The sequence below is a fragment of the Psychrobacter piscatorii genome, from assembly GCF_904846415.1.
GTDB classification, from domain to species: domain Bacteria; phylum Pseudomonadota; class Gammaproteobacteria; order Pseudomonadales; family Moraxellaceae; genus Psychrobacter; species Psychrobacter piscatorii.
Genome location: NZ_CAJHAR010000023.1, coordinates 1 through 25,125, shown reverse-complemented (window position 1 = coordinate 25,125; position 25,125 = coordinate 1). Strand labels below are relative to the sequence as shown.

Genomic DNA, 25,125 nt, shown 5'->3' with positions numbered 1-25,125 from the left:
TAATTAATGTTCAGTTGATGATGCAAGCGACATATAAACTATCGTCAGCATCATGAATACGAACGCTTGAAGTGTAATAACTAAGATGTGGAAGATAGCCCACGGTACCGATAACGCCCATTGAATCCAAAACGGCATTAGAGCAATCAGTATGAAAATCAATTCCCCAGCATACATGTTACCGAATAGACGCAAACCAAGTGATACAGGTTTTGCTATTAAAGTAACTGCTTCTAGGATGAAGTTGATCGGGATCAAAATCGCTTGTACGATTGGGTTTTTGGCGCTAAATGGATGCAATGTTAACTCACCGATAAAGCCGCCCAACCCTTTTTCTTTAATGCTATAAAAGATAATCAGTGCAAAGACAGAGAACGACATGCCAAGCGTGATGTTAGGATCAGTCGTTGGAACAATCTTAAAGAAAACATGATGTGGATCGTGACCCATAGCGGCGCCAACTTGTCCTGCAATACCTGGAATAAAATCAACAGGTATCAAATCCATCAAGTTCATCAAGAAGATCCAAACAAAAATAGTCAACGCCAATGGCGCGATCAATTTTGATGTACCACTGTACGAATCACGAACGTTGTTATCAACAAACTCAACGATCATCTCAACCGCTGCCTGAGTTTTGCTTGGTACGCCTGAGGTGACTTTTTTGGCAACCATCCAAAAGATGGTACAAAATAAAATACCTAGACCAACTGACCATAGCATAGAATCAAGATGGATAGCGTTAAAGCCCATTTGCCCTGCTTCTTCAGCATCATAGGCAACTTTCCAACCTTCGCCCGGCAGATAGCCGTACGTCCAATTCGTTAAGTGGTGAGAGATATATTCTGATGATGTTTGCTCGGATGCCATAATGTAAGCTTCTTATTAATCAACGATTTAATCAACTACCAAAAATATGGTTGTCATCTGATGGGATTTAGTGTTTTTATTTGCCTTGCAACTAAGCAAACAAATAAATCATACTAAAAGCACCCATGTAACCAACAACATCCAACCCATAGTTCTATTACTAATGCTATATTTGATAACTTGACATAAATTTTAGCTATCAAAAAAGGGCTTATGATAACTCAGTAATAGCCCTTGCATGTATACGCAAAATTATTATATATGTGCTTGTCTACTGGCCGTTTTTTACGACCGGCGCTTAGTGTAGCGCTCATAAACAAAATATTTAGCTGCCTATATTAATGCAGCGTTGTATTCGTGTAAAGTCAATTATGATTTTATTATCCACTGTATGAATAAGTTAGCTGACAATAACGGCTACTAATATAGTTAGTCGTCCATAACTAAACTGTAAAAATTTAATCATCAGTGAGGTTAATAGCTTGGTCAGCTCTACCCCGTCACTGTGTCGTTGCATACTGCGCCTGACATAGAGGCTCATACTTCGATTTTTATAATCATTGGTGCTGTCGTGGGACAGTTTTGTACTTTGACTTTCTGAACTAGTCATAGAGAAGTTGGACGGCAGGGTGACTTGCCAGTACTATGAATAAATTATCTATGTAGTGATCATTTATTAGCGCTAGCGTATATGCCACAACATCCAACTGTGACTAATTTGCATTACCATAAAACCGATAAACAGCGCAGGCGCAGATAGGGGTTGTACGGTAATAAAAATTAGTGCGAAACCAAACACAGTCAACAGCCATTTAGCCATCTGACCTCGATATAGCTGGCTAACGATATGTTGGCGCGCGCGATATCCAGTGTACCAAAAGATAAAAAAAGCAAAAACGGCTTGAGTCGTGAAACTGAGCAGTGCACCAATGGCGGCGCTCTTTGCTACAGTAAGCTCACTACGTAACCAAATCGTATCTATAATCCAAGCAATAATAATCAGGATAAACAATATCCATGCTTGCCGTTTGATATAGATGCCTATTTTATCTTTTTGCGTGCGTTTGGCAGGCTTGGTCATCGATATTCCTATAGCCTTTCAGCATTGGGATAATATAGCATACTTGCGACACTTTTATCCGTAAATGACTTACTCTACAGGCATTACCTTTAAACCAAAATAAAACGCCACTTATTATAAGGAGACAGCCACTATTAAGCAAGTAAAATATGACTTTTATCAGTCACCTAACGCAATCCACTGGTATTACTATGTTACGTAGCCGTACCAGATACTTAAAAAACAGCCATCTCACTCTTTTTAAAAACTCTAGCTTCTAGAATAGCCCTAACGAATGGCTCGCTATCCTATGATATGCATTGGTGGATTTGCTGAGCCATTGCTGTCCATCCTTCCAAAAAGTCTTCACTGTCGCTCATATCTTCGATTTGGACAGTGGTATTGATAGGTTGCAATTTGGCAAGCAATCCTTTGCTAGCGGTGCTTTGATTGACCAAGCACATTTGTTTGGCTGGACGATTGTCATTAAGCCAGCGCAATTGACTTGCTTTTGGGGCAAGGTGATGGTCTGGACTTAAGCTACCTGCCAGCTTTATTTTTGTGGCATCTTCAATATATTGATATGCATCGTGATAGGCCCAGTAAGGGTGCTGTTTTTGTGTGGATTGCTGTATCTTCGCTACGGCATTGTCCATACGCTGTGCAAACTTTTTGGCGTTGGCTTGGTAGGTGCTTTTATACTCTGGATTGGCATGGCCATGAATAACAGCTAAGGCACGAGTAATGGCCTTTGCATTTTCAGGATCAAGCCAGATATGTGGGTCGAATGTGCCCGCTATAGGCTTTCCTTGGATATCACGAAGAGGATGTCGAGTAAAAGCATCAAAAGCAAATAGGTCAATGGCATTGGGTGCCATCTCTAAACTGCCAGTCAGGCTGTTCTCTAATGAGGGACCAAACCAAACCACAAATTTACTGTCTTGAATAGCTTTTTTATCACTTGGACTAATACTACCATGGTGCCCCACATCGCCAGCTTGTAAAATTTGGTTAGCAGAAGGGGTGCCTTCCGTCACAGCTTGGCTGAGTAAAAACATGGGATGATTGCTGACACTGACCGTTGCTGCGTGCGCGCTTAATGTAAAAGAACCTAAGGCTACCAATCCTGTAATCAGTAAGCGCTGTAACGTAATGATTGAGCGTCGAAAATAAGTAAAAACAGAGTTCATGGTAAGCTCTTTAATCAATAAGTAACAAAATTATGAGTCACAGTGTCGTGCCGCATCATCGGATAAAAGATGATCAATATATATAAGAGAGGTAAGACAACTGATTCGATTCTACGTTTATTATGTTATACTATAACAATAAAAAACGCTATCATAAAAAACGTCATGCGATTACCATGCTATTTTTGGGAGCCTGTACTATGTCTACTACCTCATCGAATTGCGAACATTTACATGATGTGCAAGATTTGACTCCGCATGACGTTATTGAACGCTTAGCAGCAGCAAAAGAGCACTGTCGTCTGAGTGGGGCACGTTTTACCCCTTTGCGTCAGCAGATATATCAGCTGGTTTTAGAGTCTGATCAACCTGTTGGTGCTTATGACTTAATCACGCAATTGCAGCAAATGCGTCTCTTTGAGATGGATGATAGTGATACGCTAAAAGAATCAGGCTTATCAAAGCAATCTATAGAAAAACCATCAACCAAAAAGCGAGCGCCAAAAAATGTTGCGCCGCCAACGGTTTACCGCAGCTTAGAGTTTTTACTAAGTGAAGGTTTGATTCATCAATTAACGTCTATCAATGCTTATGTTCCTTGTTGCCATCCCAGAGCACAACACACGGCTGCCTTTTTAATCTGCGATCAGTGCCAGCGGGTTCAAGAATGTAGCAGCTTACCAGTACAAGAAATGATGAGTTTCGCTGAGCAAGATGTCGGTTTTACTGTTGAGCGTAGTGTTATTGAGCTTAGTGGTCGTTGCCAAGTTTGCCAATAAGATTTATTCAGGCTCTTTGGTTGCCCGAAAAGTACGTCACTGTCATTGTTTGTTTATTTGTATTATCCATTTACCTATTCGTTGTCATCCTATGAGCCTGTCTACCTCACCCTCTAAACAGTCGACTACTGCTATTGTGAATAGTAGTACCACGAATGAAGCTGGCAAACTGCTGAGCTTGAACAACGTTAGTTATCATATCGGGCATCAACGTTTGCTCTCACATATTGATATCGATATTGCAATCAATGAGACCGTCAGTATTATCGGACCTAATGGTGCTGGTAAGTCAACGTTGGTCAAGCTTATTTTGGGTCTGATCGAATCCACAAAAGGCAGTATTACAGCCCATCAGCAGCTACAGCTTGGCTATGTGCCGCAGCGATTCTCTGTGCCGCCCATATTGCCGCTGCGCGTCTGCGATTTGTTGGGACAAGCAGATAAGAGACGCCTTACCGCTGAGCAGCGACAGTTTATCTTTGATAATTTATCACTAACGCATTTATTGTCACGACAAATGCTGCACTTATCAGGTGGTGAGACGCAGCGAGTATTACTGGCGAGGGCGCTATTAGATAAGCCCAATCTACTTATCTTAGATGAACCGATGCAGGGTCTCGATCCAGATACCGAGGTTTGGTTATATCAATTTATCGATGAGCTGCCGGAGTTTTTGCGCTGTGCGATGCTGGTAGTATCACATGATCTGCACTGGGTAATGAAAGGCAGTCGCCGTGTCATTTGTCTCAACAAGCACATTTGCTGTGAAGGACAACCAAGCGAGCTTGCTATCAGCTCTGAGTTTCAAAAGCTATTTGGTCATCATTATGAGCAGCCATATGTGCATCAGCCACATGCTTGCGAGCATCATGCACCAAGCGAGCTATAACGATAATGACCAAAAACAATGATGAACTAAATCGAAAATAGCTAACACCAAATTCGTTAAAGCTAGCGTTACCAGACCGATAGATAGCACTAGCTTTTCTTATAAAAATTTTATGGACACTTCTTATGACCGCTTGGTTAGCCATTATTGCACCTGCTTGGATCGCTGGCAGTATTTTAGCCCTACTATCAGCGCCTTTAGGATGCTTAGTCTTGTGGCGACGCATGGCATTCTTTGCCGATGCTTTAGCACATGGTACCTTGCTTGGAGTTGCACTTGCTGCTTGGTGGCAATTACCTATGGGTATAGGTGTGGCGTTGGTTAGTGCAGCGGTGGTGCTGTGTCTGGTACTGATGGATGATGACCGTCTACCAGCTGATGCCGTGCTCGCAGTGGTTGCCGTAACGCTGTTGTGTCTGGGGCTATTGACTTTAACGCAGCTGACCAATCAACAAGCCAATGTCTTGGGGTTTTTATTTGGCAACTTACTTGAGCTGGATTGGACAGATTTACCACTACTCGCTGGCAGCGTACTGGCTGGATTGGGGCTACTGTTGTATATTTGGCCCGCTCAAATAAAACTTGCGACTCATGAAGCACTAGCTCGTATTCAAGGCATCAACCCGACCCGCCAGCGACTATTTTTTATGGGCGTTCTCGCAGGGTTTTGTGCGATTGCGCTACAAGCTGTTGGAAGCTTATTGATCAGTGGTTTATTGGTGTTACCTGCACTGACGGCACGCTTATGGTCTTCATCGCCAAAGCAAATGGTGATCACAGCATTTATCATTGCGCAGCTCGGAGTGACGCTTGGCGTGTGGGGAAGTATCTGGCTAGATATCCAGACTGGACTCTCTATCGTATTGATACTAGCGATATTGTTTTTTATCGCGTTAATTGTTTCCAAGCTAGCCAAAATAAAATTTCGGTCAGCGCGCTAGCGTGCTGATATATAGGTTATAGCAGCATTATACATTTCCTTTAGTCAACTTTATTTCATTAATATTACTAGAGCTTTCATTCGCTTTATGTTATAAACTTGCTTTACCATTGTTTGTACCGATTCACTATATGACTCGTCATTAATTAGTGTTAATAACAGATTAATATAATTTTGAAAATAGTAGATCATTTCTCCATACTCGTTCTCACAATGACCATTGTTTTGATTCGATAAGGGACCGACCCAATGCCGAACTATCCCGTCAATAACATCAGCACGTCCGATGAACAGATAAATATTTTACAAATCACTGATTTGCATTTATCCACGCCTGTCGCTGCTGATACTGACAGTAGTCATGTCAATGAGGTGGGTGATTGTCAGCGTAATTTTGAAGCTGTACTGCAGCAAGCGTTAAATGAAGATATTCGCTGTGATTTGATTATCGTGACTGGCGATCTGGTCAGTAAAGTAAAGCCCGCCACCTATGACCATATTTTTGCCGTACTACAGGCAACCCAGATTCCTTTTGTATGTATCGCTGGCAACCATGATGTGACTGATGAGAATGGTGAAGATTTGCCGTTTTTTCAGCGGACACTCATTGCCCAGCCTGCTGACTCACGCTTACTCAGTCGGCACATCATTGAGAGTGATCACTGGCAGCTACTGTTATTAGATTCGTCTATCACAGGGAAAGTGGCAGGTGAGATAACCACTACAGATATTGATTGGTTATGCAAACGGCTTGAGGCATGTGATAAGCCTGCGCTTATCGCCCTACACCATCACCTCATCCCAGTAGATTCTGACTGGATTGACACCCATATGGCGCAAAACGCTGAAACTTTTTGGGAGTATATGGCGCCTTTTGAGCATTTACAGGTAATCATTAGCGGTCATACTCACCAAGAGCAGATTCGTTATCGCCAAGGTGTGACTGTTTATAGCACGCCGTCTACCTGCTATCAATTTAAACCTTATTCGCATGATTTTGCTTACGACGAAGCGTGTTCGCCTGGTTATCGCTGGTTGCAATTAGCCAACAATGGAAAGGTTGCAAGCTGGATTGAAAGACTGGATACTTAATGCCCATATTTATTGGTGCATAAAAACAGCTATAGCGCTTACACCTCAAGGATTTAGCACCTATTAATTAAAGTAGCGCTAGAGAGTAGATTAAGAAAAAATGAGATCAGTATAAAAAATAACTTCATTATTATTAAAAACAATGATACAACTTGTAAAATGAAGCGAAATGACCTGATATCTCACATTAGTCAGCAATATGATAGCTAAGATCGTTTTTTACAGTCAGTCATTTACCACATGTTTGCAGCCATGCTATTGAACCAAAATTTTGCATCACAGTATACCTAAGCAATGGTGTGTCGATACCGATAGGCCAGCATAACGATATTATTTGATCAGCTGTGTTACTTGTGTTACCAAGTGGTAAAACGTTTGATAAAGGGACAAATTATAGCGTTTGTAAAACTGATAACGTCTTGTCTTTTGATACGTCGTTTTATTGAATTAATTTGAAAAAGTAGGATACCCATATGAGCACCGTGACCACAAATCCAAGTGAAGTCAAGTTTACTCCTTATGTGCCAGCCCCAGACGAAGAGTATATGTCTGATGCACAGTTAGAGCATTTTAAGGCGATTTTGTTGGAATGGAAAAACCAACTGATTGGCGAAGCGGATCGTACCAAAAACTACATCCAAGACGAATCAAGCGCTATGCCTGATATCAATGACCGTGCAACTCAAGAAGAAGAGTTTGCGCTAGCCTTGCGCACACGCGACCGTGAACGCAAACTTATCCGCAAAATCGACAAGTCTATGCTAGAAATCGAAAATGATGACTATGGATTTTGTGAAACTTGTGGCGTAGAGATTGGTTTGCGCCGTCTTGAAGCACGTCCAACAGCGACCCAATGTATCGACTGCAAGACTTTGTCTGAGATTAAAGAACGCCAAAACCAAGGCGCTTAAATCAGATAGAACTAAAACGACTGTAAAACAAAGCGGCCCTGTGAGTGGTCGCTTTTTGCATTTTAGACGACCGTTTAGATGACCGCCTCTTCACGCAAACGCTCCCCCTACTCTGTTTTTGATTATACGACTGATGTCGCGTTGGTGAAATGTTGCCTTTGCTCACGAAACAATCTCATTTAATAAATATCTTTTGAACCTGATTTTTATTATTCTATCTGTATTATTTTTATCGATAGCCATTTATTGTGAAAACTATTCCTACTGACACGCCATCTCACACCAAATCATCCCAGCCTATTGGCCGCTTTGCCCCTTCACCAACGGGCGAGTTGCACCTTGGTTCTTTGACCACGGCACTTGCAAGCTTTTGCCATATCAAATCGCTCGGTGGGCAGTGGCTGCTGCGTATCGAAGATACCGACACCGCGCGCTGTGATAGACAGTTCACTGAACAGATTTTGATGGACTTAGAGGTGCTTGGGTTGCACTGGGACGGTGATGTCATTTATCAATCTGAACGTATTGATATTTATAACGAATACTTGTCTTCATCGTTACGCCCATTGACCTATGGTTGCCAGTGCTCACGCAAAGACTTAGAGCAATATTGGGCGCAAGAGGAAATTAATAGACATCACAATAATGCAAACTTAACACAACCATGCAACCAAACGCAGCCAAACAGACAGCGTTACCCACGACGCTGTGTCGCATCTGGCCTTGATAGACAACAGCATAAATTACGTATACAGCTACCAGACTATAAAATTGGCTTTCACGATGGTATCCAAGGACTGCAATGGGACAATCCGCAGCAGACACTAGGAGACATGGTGGCTCGTCGTCAAGATGGCATGATCAATTATATACTGGCAGCCAGCATTGATGACGGTCTACAACAGGTGACTCATATCATGCGTGGTTTGGATATCTTACCCATGACCACAGCGCAGATCAGTATCATGCAGGCGGCACAACTGCCAACCATCGACCAATGGTATCACCTACCATTAATCAACAATGCGGATGGTCAAAAGCTCTCTAAGCAGAATCTTGCGCAGCCAATTGATACCTCAGATCCAAGCCAGCTTATCGCTGATGCCTTAAAACTCCTGCAGCAACCAAAGGTCGATATCGATACACCAGAGAATATGCTCAAGCAAGCAATTGCACAGTGGGACAATACGCCGCTGCAAGGGAAGCAGCAGTTGAATTCGCCTTATTGAAGATAACTAAAAAGTAATTCACAAAAGACAGATAGCAAAAAGCGCCACTGTTTGCGGCGCTTTTTTAGTGCTTGATCATAGAATGTATAGACTAACGTAAACTTTTTAATAGTAGCGGCATTGGCTTTTTTCAATCTCAGGACTTTCTTTATATATTTTCAATAATAAAGCCACCATCACTAAGCTAATCAACATTGAAGAACCGCCATAACTAAAGAATGGCATGGTGAGGCCTTTGGTAGGAATAGCACCCATGTTCATCGCCGCATTAATAATCGTCTGCGCAATAAACACCACACCGATACCGAACGCGGTATAGCTCATGCGCATTTGGCGACGTTTTAGTGCGTTATAACTGATACGCATCGCACTACCGATAATCAGTGCTTCGAGTATCAATACCATACTGACACCAACAAAGCCCAACTCTTCACCCGTAATCGCCAACAAAAAGTCAGTATGCGCCTCAGGCAAATGCGATAGTTTTTGTACGCTTTCGCCATAGCCAACCCCAGTGAACTGTCCACGGCCAAAAGCAATCAGACTACGTGCCAGCTGATAATCGGTATCCTGCACATCATCAAACGGATCCATGAACGACATCACACGCACCAATCGGTACTCTGCCGTGGTCACCATCAACACTGCGCCACCAACGGCAGCCGCACCTAATGCTAAGAAGTGCTTATAAGGTGCTCCAGCGATATAAAAAATCGCGAACAGCGTCCCCAAAATAACGACAAAAGAACCAAAATCTGGCTGCGACAATAGCAGTATCGTTATCAGTGCCACCACTAGCATAATGCGTAAAAAGCCATCTAGGCCATTACGAACCTCAAAAGAGCGACGCACCACAAAATCAGAGACAAACACAATCATGACCAGCTTGGCCAATTCTGCTACCTGAAAGTTAAAGCCTCCCAGCGTTAGCCAGCGTTTAGAGCCGTTAATAGGTGTACTAAACAGCGTTGCCACTAGCAAAATACCGGTGATACCCAATAGCAGAAACTGAGTTTCAGTCTTATATAGCGTCCGTAACGATACACCATAATAAGGGATAATGGCGACGATTAACCCAATCGTCATATACAGTAGCTGATTATTAAAAAAATACAGCTCCGTCATACCGCGACTGAGCGCAAAAGGAATAGAAGCAGAAGCCACCATCAGCAGACTAAGTACCATGATACAGCCGACGCTCGATAATAAAATTGCGCGCGCTGATGGCATAGAAAGAACACCGTCTGAGCCAGAGGCTTGCTTGGTTTTGGGCGAAGAACGAAAAAAAGAAGAGAGCGCCATAATTTTATATACACTAACAAACGAAAAAACACGGCGTCTATGAAACGCCACCGTTTAAAAAATCATAAAGTAAATCTTACTAGATAGACGATGATAAAAACCCTCAATCATCAAAAAATGCTTGAGCAATCATTTATCTAGCAATCAGAGTCGTTACGGTTGACAGTAGCAGCAATCTATAAGCAAAACAATCATTTATAAGAGAAATACTGTTTTGGTTAATAAGTAATTCACGTGCGACTACACCATCTATGCTGGCCTATTCGAGCCTATAGCCATTTAAAAATTTTAACTGATAATCGTGCTATCTGATTGTGCCGTATCTAACTGAGCAACCAATCGACTGAAATGCTCACCGCGAGCCGCATAACCACTGTATTGATCAAAACTGGCACAGGCAGGTGACAACAATACCGCTTGCACTTGCGATAGGCTGCTAGCAGTGACTTGCTGAATAGTGACAAAGGCATTTTCTAATGTTTGGCATTGATGCAATGCGACATCATCGCTTAATTTCGTTGCGCGTAAATGCTGCTCAATTTGCTTGCCATCCTCCCCAATAAACAGCACTTGGCTGACGTACTGATTGATAAAGGGCGTCAACTCGCCAAACTGCTGACCTTTACCTTGCCCGCCCAAAATCAATAATAGCTTACCATCTTTTGGTGCATAGACCGCGCCTAGCCCTTCGATAGCAGCCATGGTCGAGCCAATATTGGTGCCTTTAGAATCATCAAAATAGTCGATATTAGCAAAGCTTCCTACATACTGGCAGCGATGCTCAAGACCTGTGAATTGCTGTAACGTCTCGAGCATACTCTCAAGGGGCAAACCTGCAAGCTCACCAAGTGCTAAAGCGGCTTGCGCGTTTAGCAGATTATGACGCCCTTTAATCAACAGTTTGTCTGCGGACAGTAATCTTTCTGTACCGCGTGCAAGATAAGTTTGGCCTTCTGTGTCTGTAATGAGACCATACTGACCTTTATCAGGCGAATGGATACCCGTACTGATTCTGGGTAAATTGTCTGCGACCAATGGACGGGTGAGTGCATCTTCGCGGTTAATGACCACTGACTTGGCACCTTGAAAGATACGATGCTTGGCTTGATGATAGCCAAGCATATCACCGTGACGGTCTAAATGATCAGGTGACATATTGAGGACAGTCGCTACTTTTGCCCCCAAGTTAGTGACAGTTTCTAACTGAAAGCTAGACAACTCCAGCACTGCCAACTCCATATCTGTATTATCAAGCAAAGTCAGTGCTGGCACACCAATATTGCCACCAACACCAACATTGACACCAGCATCTGCCGCCATTTGTCCAACTAAGGTCGTTACGGTACTTTTAGCATTAGAGCCTGTGATCGCCACTATCGGTGCAGTACAGGCTTCGCAAAATAGCTGAATATCGCTAACTACTGGAATATTTGCTTGGCGCGCGGCGGCAATTGCATCATTTTCGAGCGAAATGCCTGGGCTGATAATAATGCGTGCCGCTTGCTGTAATAGCTCTGCGTCAATCGCACCAAACTGACGAACCTCGATCTCAGCGGGCAGTTGCTCCGCCAATTTAGGCGCGGCTTGTGCATCTGTTACCGCTACTCGATAGCCTTGCTTGGCAAGATAATGCGCGACCGATAACCCAGACTGTCCCAAACCGACCACGACCTGTAGACCGTTGCCTTTATGGATTAAGGTTTCTGTTGCGGTATTAGCGGTCATATCTATTCCTTCTATTGAACGAGCAAAATGGCGTCAAGCAAACTGAGCGTACAGCGACTCTAAATGACACCGCCAAGATGACAAGCATCATAACGGTATCGTTCATATTTCGGTACTGATTTTTTATGACTTTGTGCTATTATTCGCCTGTTTTTATATTCAGTGGCTAATGCTATAATAGTTAGCTTGATTGATATGTGACATTGTTATGTGACAAGGCGTTTCGCCTAACTATTTTAGTTTAGCATGTTGTCACATTTATCGCGCTATTGTCACGTCTCTTTAGCAACGATTCGTGTGTGATAGTGATATGTCAGATAGTAGTCATGATTTGGCAGATTATTTATCACCCTCTACTACAGCAAGCGATTGCTGATTCTATGTCTTAGGATAGGTATTTTTTTATAGCCTATTTCAAGCAACCTGATTCAAACCATATTTTTAGGTAATTTTACTGTCCTTATCATCGTATTGATTATTGATGAGCGTATTCGTGATACCAAAAAAAATCAGTAGACATACTTATTATTGACCTTTCACACTCCAACACAGCAACATGATCCAGTACATGTTGACGTAAAAGAAAAATGAATAGCTATTATTAGCGACGCGATCATTTTATAAATGAGTAATGATTACTTTTTTTGCCTCTAACCCTATGTAGTTTACTTATGACATCTTTTATTGATAACTTGCGTGACGAGTGGTTTTCCAATGTTCGCGGTGACGTTTTATCGGGCTTGGTTGTCGCCTTGGCGCTTATTCCAGAAGCCATTGCCTTTTCTATTATCGCAGGTGTTGATCCAAAAGTCGGCCTATATGCCTCATTCTGTATCGCGGTCGTGATCAGTTTTGTTGGTGGTCGTCCAGGTATGATTTCGGCAGCGACAGGTGCTATGGCCTTAGTCATGGTCGATTTGGTTGCCGATCATGGTTTGCGGTATTTACTGGCTGCGACCTTATTGTGCGGCGTTATTCAGGTCGTCATGGGCATCCTAAAGCTTGGTAATTTGATGCGCTTTGTCTCGCGCTCAGTCGTCATTGGCTTTGTTAACGCACTGGCAATATTGATATTCGCCGCCCAGTTACCAGAACTGAATCCTATGACCGAGCGTGTCGGTATGACTGTTTATATCATGACCGCTGTAGGCTTGGGGATTATCTACCTGTTTCCACTTATCCCTAAAATCGGTCGCATCATTCCGTCACCATTGATCTGTATCGTTGGGTTGACGGCTGTTGCGATGTATATGAATCTTGATATTCGTAACGTCGGTAGCATGGGTGATTTGCCAGATTCGTTGCCTGTGTTTTTGTTGCCTGATATTCCATTAAACCTAAATACATTGCTGATTATTGCGCCTTATTCTATTGCGCTTGCCATTGTGGGTTTACTAGAGTCTATGATGACTGCGACGATTGTCGATGAGCTGACCGATACGCCAAGTGATAAGAACAAAGAGTGCCGTGGTCAAGGCATAGCTAACGTGGTGTCAGGTTTCTTCGGTGGTATGGCAGGTTGCGCCATGATTGGTCAGTCAATGATTAATGTAAAATCCGGTGGACGCACGCGCCTTTCTACCTTGATCGCAGGTGTGGTACTGCTCATCATGGTGGTATTCTTAAGTGAATGGGTCAGCCAAATCCCAATGGCAGCCCTCGTTGCCGTCATGATTATGGTATCGATTGGCACGTTTAACTGGCAATCTATTCGCGAATTCAAAACGCACCCTATGTCATTCAATATTGTGATGCTAGCGACGGTATTGACCACTGTTTTTACGCACAACTTAGCTTATGGCGTTGGTGTTGGCGTGTTGCTATCTGCCTTAGCATTTGCCAATAAGATTGGTCAGTTCTTAACCATATTCAGTGAGTACGATGATAGTAGCAATACTCGTTATTATTATGTTCAAGGACAGGTGTTCTTTGCCTCGACGACACAGTTTTTGAATAGCTTTGATACTAAAGAAGCGGTAGATAGCATTCAAATTGACGTCAGCCATGCGCATTTTTGGGACATCAGTGCTGTTGATACCTTGGACAAGCTGGTCATGCGCTTGCAACGTGAAGGTATTGATGTCAAAGTGGTAGGACTCAACAATGCGAGTCGAACACTGATTGACCGCTTCTCTGTTCACGATCGCCGAGATATTGGCTTATTAGATTAAGCAAATCTACGTCTGCCTTGTCATTGATGTATGGCAAGGTTTTGTGAATCGATGGATAAATAGACAGCTACGTTGGTAAAAGAGTTGGGTATGTACGTGATGCCTTAGCCCTACGCTGAGTGGCTGATTTTTATGATTAGAATGATGTGGCCGTTTTATGAGTAACTTAAAACCAGATAGTGTCATTGCCTGCTTGGACTGTCCTGATCATGTTCAAGCTGTATTAGAGGCCAGCATGTGGGCTTCTATTCGCTTGCGCGCGCCTGTAGGACTACTACACTCAGTCCCAAGCTTACAGCAAAAAGCTGCAGTCAATTATTCTGGTTGTCTCAATATCGATGATGAAAATGCCTTGCTTGAGCAGTTCACAACCAAAGAGCATTTGAGCAACTGTGAGCTAAAAGCACAGGGCAGATTGCTACTGTCTCAAGCAACCACGTATTGTGAGCAAAAGCCTCATAAGCTCAAAACTTATACCTTGCATCGTCATGAAAACCTGAACCAGAGTATCGATTACGTCGATGACAAGGCACAATTGATCGTTATCGGTCATCATGTCACGTGTAAATCGACATTAGGACAACTGATTAGGGTCAGCCACTGCCCCATTTTGGTGACACATGCACCATTTTTGCCCCCTACTACCGCTTTGTTTGCTTTTGACAACAGTCCAACATGCCATAAGTTACTTAATTGGTTGTGTAAGACCCCGCTCGTACGTGCCTTGACCATTCATATTGTCATGATCGGTAAAGAAACCTCTGATAACTGTGACGCCCTGCGTGAAGCATATGCGAAGCTCAAGCAAGCAGGTATCAAATCTAAAAAAACATTATTAGACTGCCGTGATGTTGCGGCGGCTTTAAATTACTACCAAAACCAGAACGATATCGGCCTACTCATAACAGGCGCGTTTGGCCAGTCGCGTTTACGTGGGTTGCTACAAGGCAGCGATACTAAGAAGTTACTGGGCAGCACTAAAACACCATATCTCCTTTTTCCTAAGGCTTAAGCGTCGGTTTATCTACACTAACATAGCCTATCTATTTAAACGCAGAGCACTAACGACTCTTTTGGTCTCTGCCGCTTACCGCGACCTCTCCTCTACTTAGCTTTAATCAGCTGTCATCAAACGTTCATTTTATTACTAAACTCAAGTTAGCAAATCGTCACATGAAATAGAGGGATAGCCTCCCCAAGCACCTAAAAAGTTGGTTATAATAAAGTTTTCATTAACCAAACGCTAAAGGTTGATTCACTTTCACTATGTTTATAATGATGGCTCTCATCATTACATCGTCACTCATATGCTCTGTTGCAACCGCGGTTATTTTTGAATAAATAAACCCAATTCTACCTCCCCCTTGAGTAGGTTGGCACAGTTCTTGAATAACTTACCGTAAGCAAAGCAGAGATACGACGATGCACCATAATGCCTCTATCAATCTGCGGCATCACACAAATAAGGAATTTTTTATGAAGCTAATCACTGCGATCTTAAAACCGTTTAAGCTCGACGATGTGCGTGAAGCGCTTTCTGACATCGGTGTTAAAGGTGTTACTGTCACTGAAGTCAAAGGTTTCGGTCGTCAAAAAGGTCACACAGAGCTCTATCGCGGCGCAGAATACGTGGTGGACTTTTTACCCAAGGTAAAAGTCGAAGTCGCTGTGATCGATGAGATGGTCGAACCTGCTATTGAAGCGATCACTCGTATCGCTAGCACTGGCAAGATTGGTGACGGCAAAATCTTCGTCACTGCGCTTGAGCAAGTCATTCGTATCCGTACGGGCGAAACCGGACCTGATGCTATCTAGATTTGAGGCCCTATCTATAAACATCGATTTATAGGAAAAGGCTCTTACTGCATTTTTATCTATCGGTCACACCGATATCTATATCGTAAATTCAAGGGGAATTTAAATGGAAAGTCAAATCTTTGAGCTCCAGTATGCGCTCGATACGTTTTACTTTTTGATCTGTGGGGCGTTGGTCATGTGGATGGCAGCCGGCTTCACTATGTTAGAGGCCGGACTGGTCCGATCAAAAAATACGGTCGAAATCTTAACTAAGAATGTCGCGCTATTTGCAACCGCCAGTATCATGTACATGATATGCGGCTACGCTATTATGTATGGTGGCGATCTGTTCTTGAGCGGAATTGCAGGCGGCGACACCTTGGTAGAAGACGCGTTAGCAGCCTCTGCCGAAAATGGCTTTGGTGGTGACTCTGTCTACTCTGCAGCCTCAGATTTTTTCTTCCAAGTAGTCTTTGTAGCGACTTGTATGTCAATCGTTTCAGGTGCTGTTGCTGAGCGTATGAAGCTATGGGCTTTCTTATTATTTGCTGTTGTCATGACTGGTGTTATCTATCCATTAGAAGGCAGTTGGACTTGGGGCGGCAACGATGTCTTTGGGTTATTTAACCTAGGTGACATGGGCTTCTCTGACTTTGCAGGCTCTGGTATCGTCCATATGGCGGGTGCTGCTGCTGCTCTAGCAGGTGTATTGCTCTTAGGGTCACGTAAAGGTAAATACGGTCCTAACGGTGAGATACGTGCGATTCCTGGTGCTAACCTACCACTGGCGGCGCTTGGTACGCTAATCCTATGGATGGGTTGGTTCGGCTTCAACGGTGGTTCAGTACTAAAACTTGGCGATATCGCCAGTGCCAACTCTGTCGCCATGGTATTTTTGAACACTAATGCTGCTGCCGCTGGTGGTGCTGTAGGCGCTCTGATAATCGCTCGTATCATTTTTGGTAAAGCGGATCTAACCATGCTCCTAAACGGTGCATTAGCAGGCCTAGTCGCCATTACTGCAGAGCCATCAACCCCTTCTGCGCTACAAGCCACTCTTTTCGGTGTTATCGCTGGTGTCATCGTCGTGTTATCAATCTTAGCGTTAGATAAAATCAAAATTGATGATCCAGTGGGTGCAATCTCAGTTCATGGCGTGGTTGGTCTGTTTGGCCTACTAATCGTACCAATTACCAACCCAGCCTCTACCTTTATCGGTCAGATTGTGGGTGCTGCGACCATCTTTGCTTGGGTATTCATCGCTAGCTTGATCGTTTGGGGAATCCTCAAAGCAGTCATCGGTATCCGTATCTCTGAAGAAGATGAGTACGAAGGTGCTGATATTGCAGAGTGTGGTATGGAAGCTTATCCAGAATTTATCAGATAAGATCTCTCAATAGTCTAAACCCTATCATTCGATACGCTGATACTACACCTACCGTAGTGTCAGCGTTTATTATTCTAGTTATCAAGCAATCCCCCTTTCTTAAAACGATAAAAGATAAAATAAGAAGTATAAAAAATCCCGCAAAACCTTTCGGTAATGCGGGATTTTTATCTATCAAGTTAAGACTTAATAGTTAGGTTCTTTATGGATTTATTTCTTTTTCCATGCTTGACTACGTGAGAATGGACCGATATAACCTTTTATGTTCAGCGTGTTACCGTTTAGGCTGGCAGTCATACGATAATCTTTACCTTTTGCTGGATCAGTAATCGTACCACCACTGTATTTACCGTTGCCATCAGATTTCAGGCCTTTAATGACTGTCGTACCAACATATTGTTTGCCTTTAGCCGTATTGGCAGCAATAAGTGTACCGGTTAACACACCATTTGACTCAGTGATTTTTACCGTGCCTTTTGGCGCACCATCGTCATATGTCTGCCAAGTAGTATTGGCTAATGGATCAGCGGCAAATGCCATACTAGCAACACTAATACCAGCAACTGCCAAAGTGGTTTTTGTAAATAATTTCATAGATTGACTCCCTTCATACAATGATTGCTCGAAACATTATGTTTCTGATGTCCTATGCTTATCCTTTGCTAGAATCTTTTATTACAAGTTTTACGAATCTCTACTTATAAAGCGTAGGTTATCGATATTGCTCATAACTCTTTGTCAAAGATTTTGAGCGACATAAGCGATGTCTTGACTCATTATAAGCAATTTTCTGACTTTGCCTAGTAATTTTTTTATACTTTATTATTTCTATAAAATAAAACCATATCAAAGACTTACAAGAAGGGATTGTCGATATCTTTGCCCGATTGGTCATCATTTTCTTTTGACTTATCATCATTATTACTATAAAGGTTTTTGCTTTCAAATGCGTTTATAACCCGACTCATTAGCTCATGCAATTGCTGGGCGTGTTCATATCCAGATGCATCCAAAGTCAGGTCAATATCACCATAGATGATGACTTTGTCCTTTTGGTTTTCGATAACAAGATCACCAACCTGCATGCTTTGGTGATCATTGGCGAATGGGTCAATCATGTGTTCATCCTTATGGTGTATTTAAAACCCAAAAAGTATTCTATATTTTGCTCTATGCCTTTAGCTGTGCAAGTAACCACTCCAAAATAGCCCAGACAAATAACATCCAATCCGGCTCCTGAGCTGGCGCATCAGTTGTGTCTGAACTCTCACCTGCCTTCAATGGTAAGTCAAACGCTTCTCGCTTGGTTTGAATGTCCAACATCGGCAAGACATCGATGCCGGTTTCAGCGGTCAGCTCATCGATACTAATAACATCGATGCGCTCCGACTCGTCATTTGGTGCGTAATATACCCCTGCTTGATTGGTCGCGGGTATATACACTGCTTTGAAAAAATGGCTGGGTACAAGCACACGATTGGCGAGCTGCTTGGTTTTTTTATTGGTAAATGCGACACCTGTGATGGTATAAACCTCACCGTATTGCTGCGTCAAATACCGAGTGGCAGACTCGATATTACGCCAAATATAACGATTGTTACGGGGTGACTGCGGCGCGATATTGGCCAGACTGAAGCTATCATACTGTTGGCTGCGCGTTGCCATATCGGCATTTGGTGCTAGGTGTCCGCGATCATAACCAGAGCCTGAATAGTCAGATAATGACGCGCGTGCTGATTCTGGAAGCTTGCTTTCTTCATGGAAGCTATCTTCACGGTCGATCTGTTTGGCTTGCTGCAGACGTGTGCGATCTAAATGCTCTGCTGACCACAGCGGTGTGCGTGATACACCAGAGTACATAACGGCAAAGCCATCCATGCATAATGCTTGTGTCTTATTACTTAGCTTGGTGTTGGTAAATTCAGGATAGATACCGCCATAGAAGGATTGGCTACACTGCGTGAAATCATCAGCATGCGCCTGAGTGATACCTATTGCAACTGTCATGACAGTCATTAGCATGCTGTGTTTAAGCCCATATGTGCGCTCACGGAAACTTATCATTCAACTTTCAACCATTTATACTCATCATTGCGTATCTGCTATCCTAGCAGGCAGTTAGCAATAAAGAAAGATAGCGCGCAAGTCGTGACATTTTAAATGGTATCCGCTATACTTAGGCGTTCAAAAAACGGTGAAGTGGGTGAGTGGCTGAAACCGCACGCCTGGAAAGTGTGTATACGTTAATCGCGTATCGAGGGTTCGAATCCCTCCTTCACCGCCAATCTTATCAAATGCTAGTTTTCCTATCTTGTCCTAAACACCCCTATATACCTCTTTAACCCTTTATAAATAAAGCGTCTAGCGTTTTTTTTATGTCTATTGTTTTCCCAGTCTATCCGAACATAACCTACCTATCCCGTGGCTTGTGTTGGTCTATCTGTTGGTCTATTATTTCATTAGACCTCAAAAAGACCAACATTTAGGCTTTACGATTCAGCTTTAGACCAACGTATTTGTTGTATAGCCTGAATTATATAGCTTACCACTATAGGGAATAGACCAACATGTTAAGCGATAGTAAGATCCGTAAACTTAAACCAAGTGAAAAATGTACCCCTTCGCGTCCTGACAAATACAGTGATCAGCAAGGGCTACAGCTTTTGGTACGCAGCACAGGTACAAAGACATGGATAAGCGCCTATCGCTTTGATGGTAAGCAGACACGCCTAACGCTTGGTACTTACCCAATCATGTCATTAGCTGAGGCCAGACAAGCCAATACTGAAATTAAAGCGCTACTAGCAGATGGTATCGATCCAAAAAATAAAAAGCGTCAAGACAAGCTTGCCAATATCTACGCACAAAAATTCAATGACTACGCGTTAGACTGGCTCGCTGAGCGTAAGCGTAACGTCAAGCCTCGTACTTATCAGCAAGACTATAACCGTATGCATAAAGACGTGTTACCGCACTTTGAAGGCATTGCACTAAAGGAAGTCAGCTTTGAGGATTGCCGATCAATGGCAGATGAGATCGAAAAGCGAATAAATAACAAAGGTGAGCCGCCACGCGAGGTAACCAGACGCACTATCGATCTGGTGGCTAATGTCTTAAGACGTGCCAAACGTGAACGCATCATTGAGCAAAACCCAATCGATGATCTAAAGGAACTCTACCCCAAAGCAAAAAGCCAACACATGAAGCACGTGGATATCCATGAGCTACCTGCCCTACTCCAAGCTATCGAGGGCTATCATGGTCACGATCAGACGAGACTAGGTATGAAATTCTTAGCTTATTCATTTTGCCGCACCATTGAGCTACGTATGATGAAATGGGCGCATATCGACTTTGCCAACCGTCTATGGCGTGTTGATATTGATAATCTCAAAATTGCGCGTAAGCACGTCGTACCGCTATCAGATCAAATGCTGGCAGTATTAGAAGAAATGAAAACCATTACAGGGCAATATGAATACGTGTTCTATCACACGGGTATGCATCAGCCGTATAGTGAAGAGTTTATCAATAACGCGCTTGATATCTTGGGTTACGCTGGCAAGCAGACTGGTCATGGCTTTCGCCATATAGCATCCACTAACCTAAACGAACTTGGCTATATGGGAGACGCCATCGAGAAGCAAATGGCACATGACAAGAAAAGTAGCATCCGCGCAGTGTATAACCACGCACAGCACTTAGAAGAGCGCCGTAAGATTATGCAAGTCTGGGCAGACTTTTTAGACTTATTGAGAGACAAAGGTGAGGTCGTTGATTTTCAAACTGCTCGTCAACAGATTGAGATGTCTATGAATCAGCATAAACAAGCCTCGCTATCGGATATGGATAGTGAGGCTTTGATACAGGCTCTAAAAGATAAAGGTCTAAACACTGAAGAATTAAAATTCTTACTGTCCAATAATTAAGCTAACAATAAGCCTTATTAAATTTAAACTAGACTTGACAACTACTTGTCCATCTTTTCTACAATGAGCTGATCGTACATTTGCTCTATCGACTTATTAATCATCTTGTTTGCAGTTAAACCGCTAAATTTCATGAGTCCTTTTAGTTTAGGTAAGTTCTTACTATATATTTTCACACTATCATTATCGCTCGAAAGGTTTTGACTGGAGTAATTTTTTCGACCACGCCATGCTTTTTCCATAATATAAAGTGTGTACCCTCTTGGAGAAAAACCTTTCTTATTCTTGGTGCCTATATTAGGATCTTCAACATTGGATAGCACATCCAAACTTGCAAGAATAAGCTCATATTTTTCCTTCGTATTTTGAGGGAAAAATATTCCCTTCAAAATAATATGTTGTCTGTCTTTGTCATTAAGGTATTTATAAATAGAATTAACCTGTTGGTCGTTAGTAGGGTCTATCCAGTTAATATCTTCTTCACAATCTAAACGATTTTTCAAATAAATAGACTTCACATAGAGTATATCGACTATCTTACGCTCTCCTGTTCTATCATGCTGGACTTCATAATCAGGAAGATTCTGAAAGTACTGATTGATAAACATATGAATCTCATAGCGTAGATAATCGGTTACTGCATTAATAAGTTCATCTCTTCCTTTATAAGCTTCATTCTCTATTGAATCTTTAACTAAATATGCTAGAAATAGCGAGCAGCGTAAGTCGTTTTTGAACCAACCCAGATACTCTTCAGGTAATACACTATGTATTTTTTCATAGATTAATTCATTAAAGGTTGAAAGAGGATTTCGTCTACTTTCTAGGTATTCAATCAATAGATTTTTATAATCATCACTATCAAAACTTATATTTTCCCAACTTTTATTCTCTAAATAATTACTCACATAGAGAAGTGACTTAGCATCATGACTGTCTAATTTACGTAAAGCTGTGTAAAAGCTCTCTATTGACTTCCTACGGAATCTAACATCATTAATATATTCATCAGCTACATATCTCAATAATTTGGAATGGGCATAGCTTACTGATGCTTCATCAAAAATGATATTTTCACTACTATCAAAGCTCGTTAGTCGTTGGCTTACATTATCTACTTGAATCGAAAGCTCTCTATTCATGACTATTCTTCACTTGGAAATGATTAGTAGTTATTATAGTAAATATTCAAAAAATTGCTAATAAAATTATAAATATTTTCTAGTATTTTTCTAGCAAATATTCCCATTAACTCAGTAATATCAATACATTCAAAGCCAATGTACTTAGTCACTGTAATTTTTAGAATATTTTCCTCAAAGTCTTCATTAGTCGTTAGGTATCATAGAAGTATCTTTTATTGAGTTGGGTTAAATAACTCCTTACTGGTGAGGTGTCAGACTTATAAATACAAGTTAGTATTTTAAAAACAATAACTGCATTTATTACGTAACTCCCCAACTATCATAATAGCGGTATGACAGTACTATATAAGTAGACAACACCAAGAACATCGGTGTATCTCTGACACTGTCAATCCGGTTATTAATATTATTAGTAAATACATATTTGACTAATGTTTATTAAAATTATAGTCAATCGTAGTAATAAAATACCTATCAGCCTGAGACTATGAACATATAACCTTAGGTAAAATGAAATGATCATACGTCCTTTAGCACATGACTACGTCGTCGCCAAAGTTGATAAACTCGTGACTGATATTCTTAGTCCTAACACACGAATTACTATTCAACAAATAAGCGAGCAGTTGAACATTTATTGTCAAGCAATGATGTCCTTATATAATGACGAATTAGAGTACACTGCTTCGATAGAATGGTTTATAAGTAGTTGCTATCTTGTTTGTGGTAATTACTATGCCAGTGAAGTTATCTGGGAAGAGGGAATGACAGAAAAATTCATAGATACGCTCAGTTGTTATAAGCATGAGTTTGCTATGGAAATTTCTAACTTTGCCCTTCGAGAGCAACGTAATAGCTACTCACTTCGTCAGTACATGAATTACTATTTAGAGTATGCACGCGTACTTATCGTGAGAGTTGATTTAAAGATAAGATTAGAGTTCGCGCATCTTGTCGGTATCGAGAATTTTAGTGATTTTCTAGTTCAGCTCATGGATAAAATACAAAGGGATAGAGCAAGAGCGAATAGAAAAAAGAATACAAATAGAACTGTCAAAGACAAGGGTTGTTTCGAAGACTTAAGAGGTTATATTTGGGCGATAGAACAAGGAGTTGATACTGGTGGTTTGCATTGTCACATGTTATTGATATATAACGGTGATAAGCGTCAGCTTGACTGGTTCTTAGGTTATGCTATCGGAAAGAAATGGATTGAAATAACAGATGGATTGGGCTGTTATTTCAATTGTAATACCACCCATCATAAACGAGACTATAAGCGCCAAGATAAGCTTGGCATAGGTATGATTCGTAAGAGTAACCAGCGAGAGGTGGATAACGCTATAAATGCTGCGCTTTACCTAACTCGCCCTGAGAAGTATGAGCAGCGATTAAAAGCCAAGTTACATGGCATGCGTACCTTTGGTCAGGGTACTTACCGCAATACAAATCGTCGGGGACTACCACCCATAGCAAAATAATCTCAGATATATACTATTTTAATGAGATAGCGCATTAGTAGTTAGTAAAGCGCCTAATCCAATCAACATTCAATCAATAAAGGTCTGCCTCGTGCAGGCCTTTTTTATGCCCAAAATAAAAGGAGTGCTTATGAAAACCATCTGTCCATGTTGTCAGTCAACTGCGGTCTATGAGATGACTAATGGCATCAGTATCAATCTAATCGACCAGCTGTTGTCCCCTGCGGTTCTCGTCAGCCTTGGCGTTAGTCTGTGCAAGACGCTTAAAGTTCATCCTGCTATAGGCGTGGTTGCAGGCACAACAATCGCAGCACTTATTGAGATGACTCAGTCTCATCAAGCGCTACCGATGCTAGTCAATCAGCAATATCGCTGTGATGACTGCTCTCATGTCTTCACCACCTTTCATTAATCCAGTTAATCCACTTCACTTACTTCATTTAATTATCAATAAAAAGGAAAATCATCATGGCACATTTAGTCGAAAGTATGGCGTACGTAGGCGAAACCCCTTGGCATGGTTTAGGGAACGAGCTGTCACCCAAGCAGCCGTTAGAGGTTTGGGCACGCGAGGCAGGGCTTGATTGGCGTATTGAGTCATCCGATGTCAGCTACATGTCAAGCAATGACAAAGGTCATAACCTCATCATGCCCTTTGCTGAGAACAAGGTGTTGTACCGCAGCGACAACCTAGAGCCGTTATCAGTCGTCAGTCAACGCTATCAAGAAGTACAACCGCGTGAGATTTTAGAGTTCTATCGTGATCTTACAGAGCAGTCTGATTTCGAGCTAGAGACCGCTGGGGTGCTCAAGGGCGGTCGAAAGCTATGGGCATTGGCTCGTACAGGTCAGTCAGCTAGCCTTCGCGGTGGTGACGTTAGTAATGGCTATTTATTACTGGCTACGGCTTGTGATGGCACTCTGGCAACCACCGCACAATTTACTAATATTCGTGTGGTCTGTAATAACACCCTTGCTGTTAGCCTAGCTAACGGAAGTGGTGGTGTGGTCAAAGTTCCGCATAGCACATCTTTCAATGCCGAAATGGTCAAGCAGCAATTAGGCGTATCGGTGAAGCAGTGGGAGGAGCACAGCTATGAAATGAAGCAGTTATCAGAGCGACGAGTCACCCAAGCAGAAGCGGCCAATTATCTTAGCCGTGTGTTTAACGATCAGGACAATGATCTTATTCTGTTTAACCGCGCTAAGAAAGAAAAAGAGGCCGTGC

The 25,125-nt window shown here is 42.2% G+C and carries 23 protein-coding genes and 1 tRNA gene; 15 read left to right on the top strand and 9 right to left on the bottom strand.

The features are described from left to right. Positions 1 to 3: 3 nt before the first annotated feature. The 3 genes from atpB to JMX83_RS10615 form a co-directional block, all read right to left on the bottom strand. Entirely contained in the window at positions 4 to 870 is an 867-nt protein-coding gene (atpB, locus tag JMX83_RS10625) for a F0F1 ATP synthase subunit A (RefSeq protein WP_075106457.1), read from the bottom strand. A gap of 682 nt (positions 871 to 1,552) precedes the next feature. After that, positions 1,553 to 1,951: an ATP synthase subunit I gene (locus tag JMX83_RS10620; RefSeq protein WP_201601528.1), complete on the bottom strand. Its 399-nt coding sequence runs from the start codon at positions 1,949 to 1,951 to the stop codon at positions 1,553 to 1,555. 287 nt (positions 1,952 to 2,238) lie between these two features. Continuing rightward, a complete protein-coding gene (locus tag JMX83_RS10615; RefSeq protein ID WP_201601525.1) occupies positions 2,239 to 3,120 on the bottom strand; it encodes a metal ABC transporter solute-binding protein, Zn/Mn family in 882 nt (293 codons plus the stop codon). 200 nt (positions 3,121 to 3,320) lie between these two features. Here JMX83_RS10615 and JMX83_RS10610 point away from each other — a divergent pair, with 200 nt between their 5' ends. From JMX83_RS10610 to gluQRS, 6 genes are all read left to right on the top strand, one after another. Beyond that, positions 3,321 to 3,899 carry a Fur family transcriptional regulator gene (locus JMX83_RS10610; RefSeq protein ID WP_201601523.1) on the top strand — a complete coding sequence of 193 codons (579 nt, stop codon included), beginning with the start codon at positions 3,321 to 3,323 and terminating at the stop codon, positions 3,897 to 3,899. Positions 3,900 to 3,990: 91 nt separating this feature from the next. Continuing rightward, positions 3,991 to 4,788, top strand: coding sequence for a metal ABC transporter ATP-binding protein (locus JMX83_RS10605; RefSeq protein WP_201601587.1), 798 nt, complete (start codon positions 3,991 to 3,993; stop codon positions 4,786 to 4,788). 125 nt (positions 4,789 to 4,913) lie between these two features. Further along, complete coding sequence (locus tag JMX83_RS10600; protein WP_201601521.1) at positions 4,914 to 5,729, top strand: metal ABC transporter permease; 816 nt, start codon at positions 4,914 to 4,916, stop codon at positions 5,727 to 5,729. A gap of 248 nt (positions 5,730 to 5,977) precedes the next feature. Beyond that, positions 5,978 to 6,820, top strand: a complete 843-nt coding sequence (locus JMX83_RS10595; RefSeq protein WP_201601519.1) for a metallophosphoesterase — start codon at positions 5,978 to 5,980, stop codon at positions 6,818 to 6,820. 473 nt (positions 6,821 to 7,293) lie between these two features. Then, positions 7,294 to 7,731: an RNA polymerase-binding protein DksA gene (gene dksA, locus JMX83_RS10590; protein ID WP_201601517.1), complete on the top strand. Its 438-nt coding sequence runs from the start codon at positions 7,294 to 7,296 to the stop codon at positions 7,729 to 7,731. Between the two features lie 248 nt (positions 7,732 to 7,979). After that, complete coding sequence (gluQRS, locus tag JMX83_RS10585) at positions 7,980 to 8,960, top strand: tRNA glutamyl-Q(34) synthetase GluQRS (protein WP_406947631.1); 981 nt, start codon at positions 7,980 to 7,982, stop codon at positions 8,958 to 8,960. 105 nt (positions 8,961 to 9,065) lie between these two features. Here gluQRS and JMX83_RS10580 read toward each other — a convergent pair whose 3' ends face one another. Together JMX83_RS10580 and murD are read right to left on the bottom strand one after the other, a co-directional pair. Next, positions 9,066 to 10,262, bottom strand: coding sequence for an FtsW/RodA/SpoVE family cell cycle protein (locus tag JMX83_RS10580; RefSeq protein WP_201601515.1), 1,197 nt, complete (start codon positions 10,260 to 10,262; stop codon positions 9,066 to 9,068). A gap of 288 nt (positions 10,263 to 10,550) precedes the next feature. Then, entirely contained in the window at positions 10,551 to 11,987 is a 1,437-nt protein-coding gene (gene murD / locus JMX83_RS10575) for a UDP-N-acetylmuramoyl-L-alanine--D-glutamate ligase (protein ID WP_201601513.1), read from the bottom strand. Positions 11,988 to 12,658: 671 nt separating this feature from the next. Between murD and JMX83_RS10570 the strand changes: the two genes are divergently transcribed. The 4 genes from JMX83_RS10570 to JMX83_RS10555 all read left to right on the top strand — a co-directional run bounded on the left by JMX83_RS10570 (position 12,659) and on the right by JMX83_RS10555 (position 17,342). Beyond that, on the top strand, positions 12,659 to 14,158 hold the full coding sequence (locus JMX83_RS10570) for a SulP family inorganic anion transporter (protein WP_201601511.1): 1,500 nt from the start codon (positions 12,659 to 12,661) through the stop codon (positions 14,156 to 14,158). 157 nt (positions 14,159 to 14,315) lie between these two features. Beyond that, positions 14,316 to 15,170: a universal stress protein gene (locus JMX83_RS10565; protein ID WP_201601508.1), complete on the top strand. Its 855-nt coding sequence runs from the start codon at positions 14,316 to 14,318 to the stop codon at positions 15,168 to 15,170. 464 nt (positions 15,171 to 15,634) lie between these two features. Further along, positions 15,635 to 15,973, top strand: coding sequence for a P-II family nitrogen regulator (locus tag JMX83_RS10560; protein ID WP_010197981.1), 339 nt, complete (start codon positions 15,635 to 15,637; stop codon positions 15,971 to 15,973). A gap of 106 nt (positions 15,974 to 16,079) precedes the next feature. Continuing rightward, positions 16,080 to 17,342 (top strand): ammonium transporter, encoded by a 1,263-nt coding sequence (locus JMX83_RS10555; protein ID WP_201601505.1) that lies wholly within the window; start codon positions 16,080 to 16,082, stop codon positions 17,340 to 17,342. Between the two features lie 210 nt (positions 17,343 to 17,552). On the opposite strand, the gene JMX83_RS10550 is transcribed toward JMX83_RS10555, so the two are convergent. From JMX83_RS10550 to JMX83_RS10540, 3 genes are all read right to left on the bottom strand, one after another. Continuing rightward, positions 17,553 to 17,936, bottom strand: a complete 384-nt coding sequence (locus JMX83_RS10550) for a DUF2147 domain-containing protein (protein ID WP_201601502.1) — start codon at positions 17,934 to 17,936, stop codon at positions 17,553 to 17,555. Positions 17,937 to 18,196: 260 nt separating this feature from the next. Then, complete coding sequence (locus JMX83_RS10545; protein ID WP_201601500.1) at positions 18,197 to 18,460, bottom strand: hypothetical protein; 264 nt, start codon at positions 18,458 to 18,460, stop codon at positions 18,197 to 18,199. Between the two features lie 52 nt (positions 18,461 to 18,512). Then, on the bottom strand, positions 18,513 to 19,349 hold the full coding sequence (locus JMX83_RS10540) for a DNA/RNA non-specific endonuclease (protein WP_227675820.1): 837 nt from the start codon (positions 19,347 to 19,349) through the stop codon (positions 18,513 to 18,515). A gap of 186 nt (positions 19,350 to 19,535) precedes the next feature. On the opposite strand from JMX83_RS10540, the gene JMX83_RS10535 reads away from it, so the two are divergent. Together JMX83_RS10535 and JMX83_RS10530 are read left to right on the top strand one after the other, a co-directional pair. Beyond that, a tRNA-Ser gene (locus JMX83_RS10535) sits at positions 19,536 to 19,626 on the top strand. Positions 19,627 to 19,909: 283 nt separating this feature from the next. Beyond that, positions 19,910 to 21,271, top strand: a complete 1,362-nt coding sequence (locus JMX83_RS10530) for a tyrosine-type recombinase/integrase (protein WP_201601498.1) — start codon at positions 19,910 to 19,912, stop codon at positions 21,269 to 21,271. A gap of 41 nt (positions 21,272 to 21,312) precedes the next feature. Here the strand turns inward: JMX83_RS10530 and JMX83_RS10525 are convergent, their stop codons facing one another. Beyond that, positions 21,313 to 22,413, bottom strand: coding sequence for a hypothetical protein (locus tag JMX83_RS10525; RefSeq protein ID WP_201601496.1), 1,101 nt, complete (start codon positions 22,411 to 22,413; stop codon positions 21,313 to 21,315). Positions 22,414 to 22,931: 518 nt separating this feature from the next. Here JMX83_RS10525 and JMX83_RS10520 point away from each other — a divergent pair. The 3 genes from JMX83_RS10520 to JMX83_RS10510 form a co-directional block, all read left to right on the top strand. Then, a complete protein-coding gene (locus JMX83_RS10520; protein WP_201601494.1) occupies positions 22,932 to 23,897 on the top strand; it encodes a YagK/YfjJ domain-containing protein in 966 nt (321 codons plus the stop codon). Between the two features lie 130 nt (positions 23,898 to 24,027). Beyond that, on the top strand, positions 24,028 to 24,309 hold the full coding sequence (locus tag JMX83_RS10515; RefSeq protein WP_201601492.1) for a hypothetical protein: 282 nt from the start codon (positions 24,028 to 24,030) through the stop codon (positions 24,307 to 24,309). Positions 24,310 to 24,365: 56 nt separating this feature from the next. After that, positions 24,366 to 25,125, top strand: a 760-nt coding sequence (locus tag JMX83_RS10510; protein WP_201601491.1) for a DUF932 domain-containing protein, incomplete at its 3' end; no start/stop codon positions are given.

Excerpts from the sequence above, each read along its gene's own strand:
- JMX83_RS10515 (WP_201601492.1), top strand. The coding sequence starts at position 24,028 with ATGAAAACCATCTGTCCATGTTGTCAGTCAACTGCGGTCTATGAGATG.
- JMX83_RS10540 (WP_227675820.1), bottom strand. The coding sequence starts at position 19,349 with ATGACAGTTGCAATAGGTATCACTCAGGCGCATGCTGATGATTTCACG.
- JMX83_RS10580 (WP_201601515.1), bottom strand. The coding sequence starts at position 10,262 with ATGGCGCTCTCTTCTTTTTTTCGTTCTTCGCCCAAAACCAAGCAAGCC.
- JMX83_RS10600 (WP_201601521.1), top strand. The coding sequence starts at position 4,914 with ATGACCGCTTGGTTAGCCATTATTGCACCTGCTTGGATCGCTGGCAGT.
- JMX83_RS10570 (WP_201601511.1), top strand. The coding sequence starts at position 12,659 with ATGACATCTTTTATTGATAACTTGCGTGACGAGTGGTTTTCCAATGTT.
- JMX83_RS10520 (WP_201601494.1), top strand. The coding sequence starts at position 22,932 with ATGATCATACGTCCTTTAGCACATGACTACGTCGTCGCCAAAGTTGAT.
- JMX83_RS10610 (WP_201601523.1), top strand. The coding sequence starts at position 3,321 with ATGTCTACTACCTCATCGAATTGCGAACATTTACATGATGTGCAAGAT.
- JMX83_RS10545 (WP_201601500.1), bottom strand. The coding sequence starts at position 18,460 with ATGATTGACCCATTCGCCAATGATCACCAAAGCATGCAGGTTGGTGAT.
- JMX83_RS10565 (WP_201601508.1), top strand. The coding sequence starts at position 14,316 with ATGAGTAACTTAAAACCAGATAGTGTCATTGCCTGCTTGGACTGTCCT.
- murD (WP_201601513.1), bottom strand. The coding sequence starts at position 11,987 with ATGACCGCTAATACCGCAACAGAAACCTTAATCCATAAAGGCAACGGT.
- JMX83_RS10530 (WP_201601498.1), top strand. The coding sequence starts at position 19,910 with ATGTTAAGCGATAGTAAGATCCGTAAACTTAAACCAAGTGAAAAATGT.
- atpB (WP_075106457.1), bottom strand. The coding sequence starts at position 870 with ATGGCATCCGAGCAAACATCATCAGAATATATCTCTCACCACTTAACG.
- JMX83_RS10595 (WP_201601519.1), top strand. The coding sequence starts at position 5,978 with ATGCCGAACTATCCCGTCAATAACATCAGCACGTCCGATGAACAGATA.
- JMX83_RS10550 (WP_201601502.1), bottom strand. The coding sequence starts at position 17,936 with ATGAAATTATTTACAAAAACCACTTTGGCAGTTGCTGGTATTAGTGTT.
- JMX83_RS10555 (WP_201601505.1), top strand. The coding sequence starts at position 16,080 with ATGGAAAGTCAAATCTTTGAGCTCCAGTATGCGCTCGATACGTTTTAC.
- JMX83_RS10615 (WP_201601525.1), bottom strand. The coding sequence starts at position 3,120 with ATGAACTCTGTTTTTACTTATTTTCGACGCTCAATCATTACGTTACAG.
- JMX83_RS10560 (WP_010197981.1), top strand. The coding sequence starts at position 15,635 with ATGAAGCTAATCACTGCGATCTTAAAACCGTTTAAGCTCGACGATGTG.
- JMX83_RS10605 (WP_201601587.1), top strand. The coding sequence starts at position 3,991 with ATGAGCCTGTCTACCTCACCCTCTAAACAGTCGACTACTGCTATTGTG.
- JMX83_RS10620 (WP_201601528.1), bottom strand. The coding sequence starts at position 1,951 with ATGACCAAGCCTGCCAAACGCACGCAAAAAGATAAAATAGGCATCTAT.
- JMX83_RS10525 (WP_201601496.1), bottom strand. The coding sequence starts at position 22,413 with ATGAATAGAGAGCTTTCGATTCAAGTAGATAATGTAAGCCAACGACTA.
- dksA (WP_201601517.1), top strand. The coding sequence starts at position 7,294 with ATGAGCACCGTGACCACAAATCCAAGTGAAGTCAAGTTTACTCCTTAT.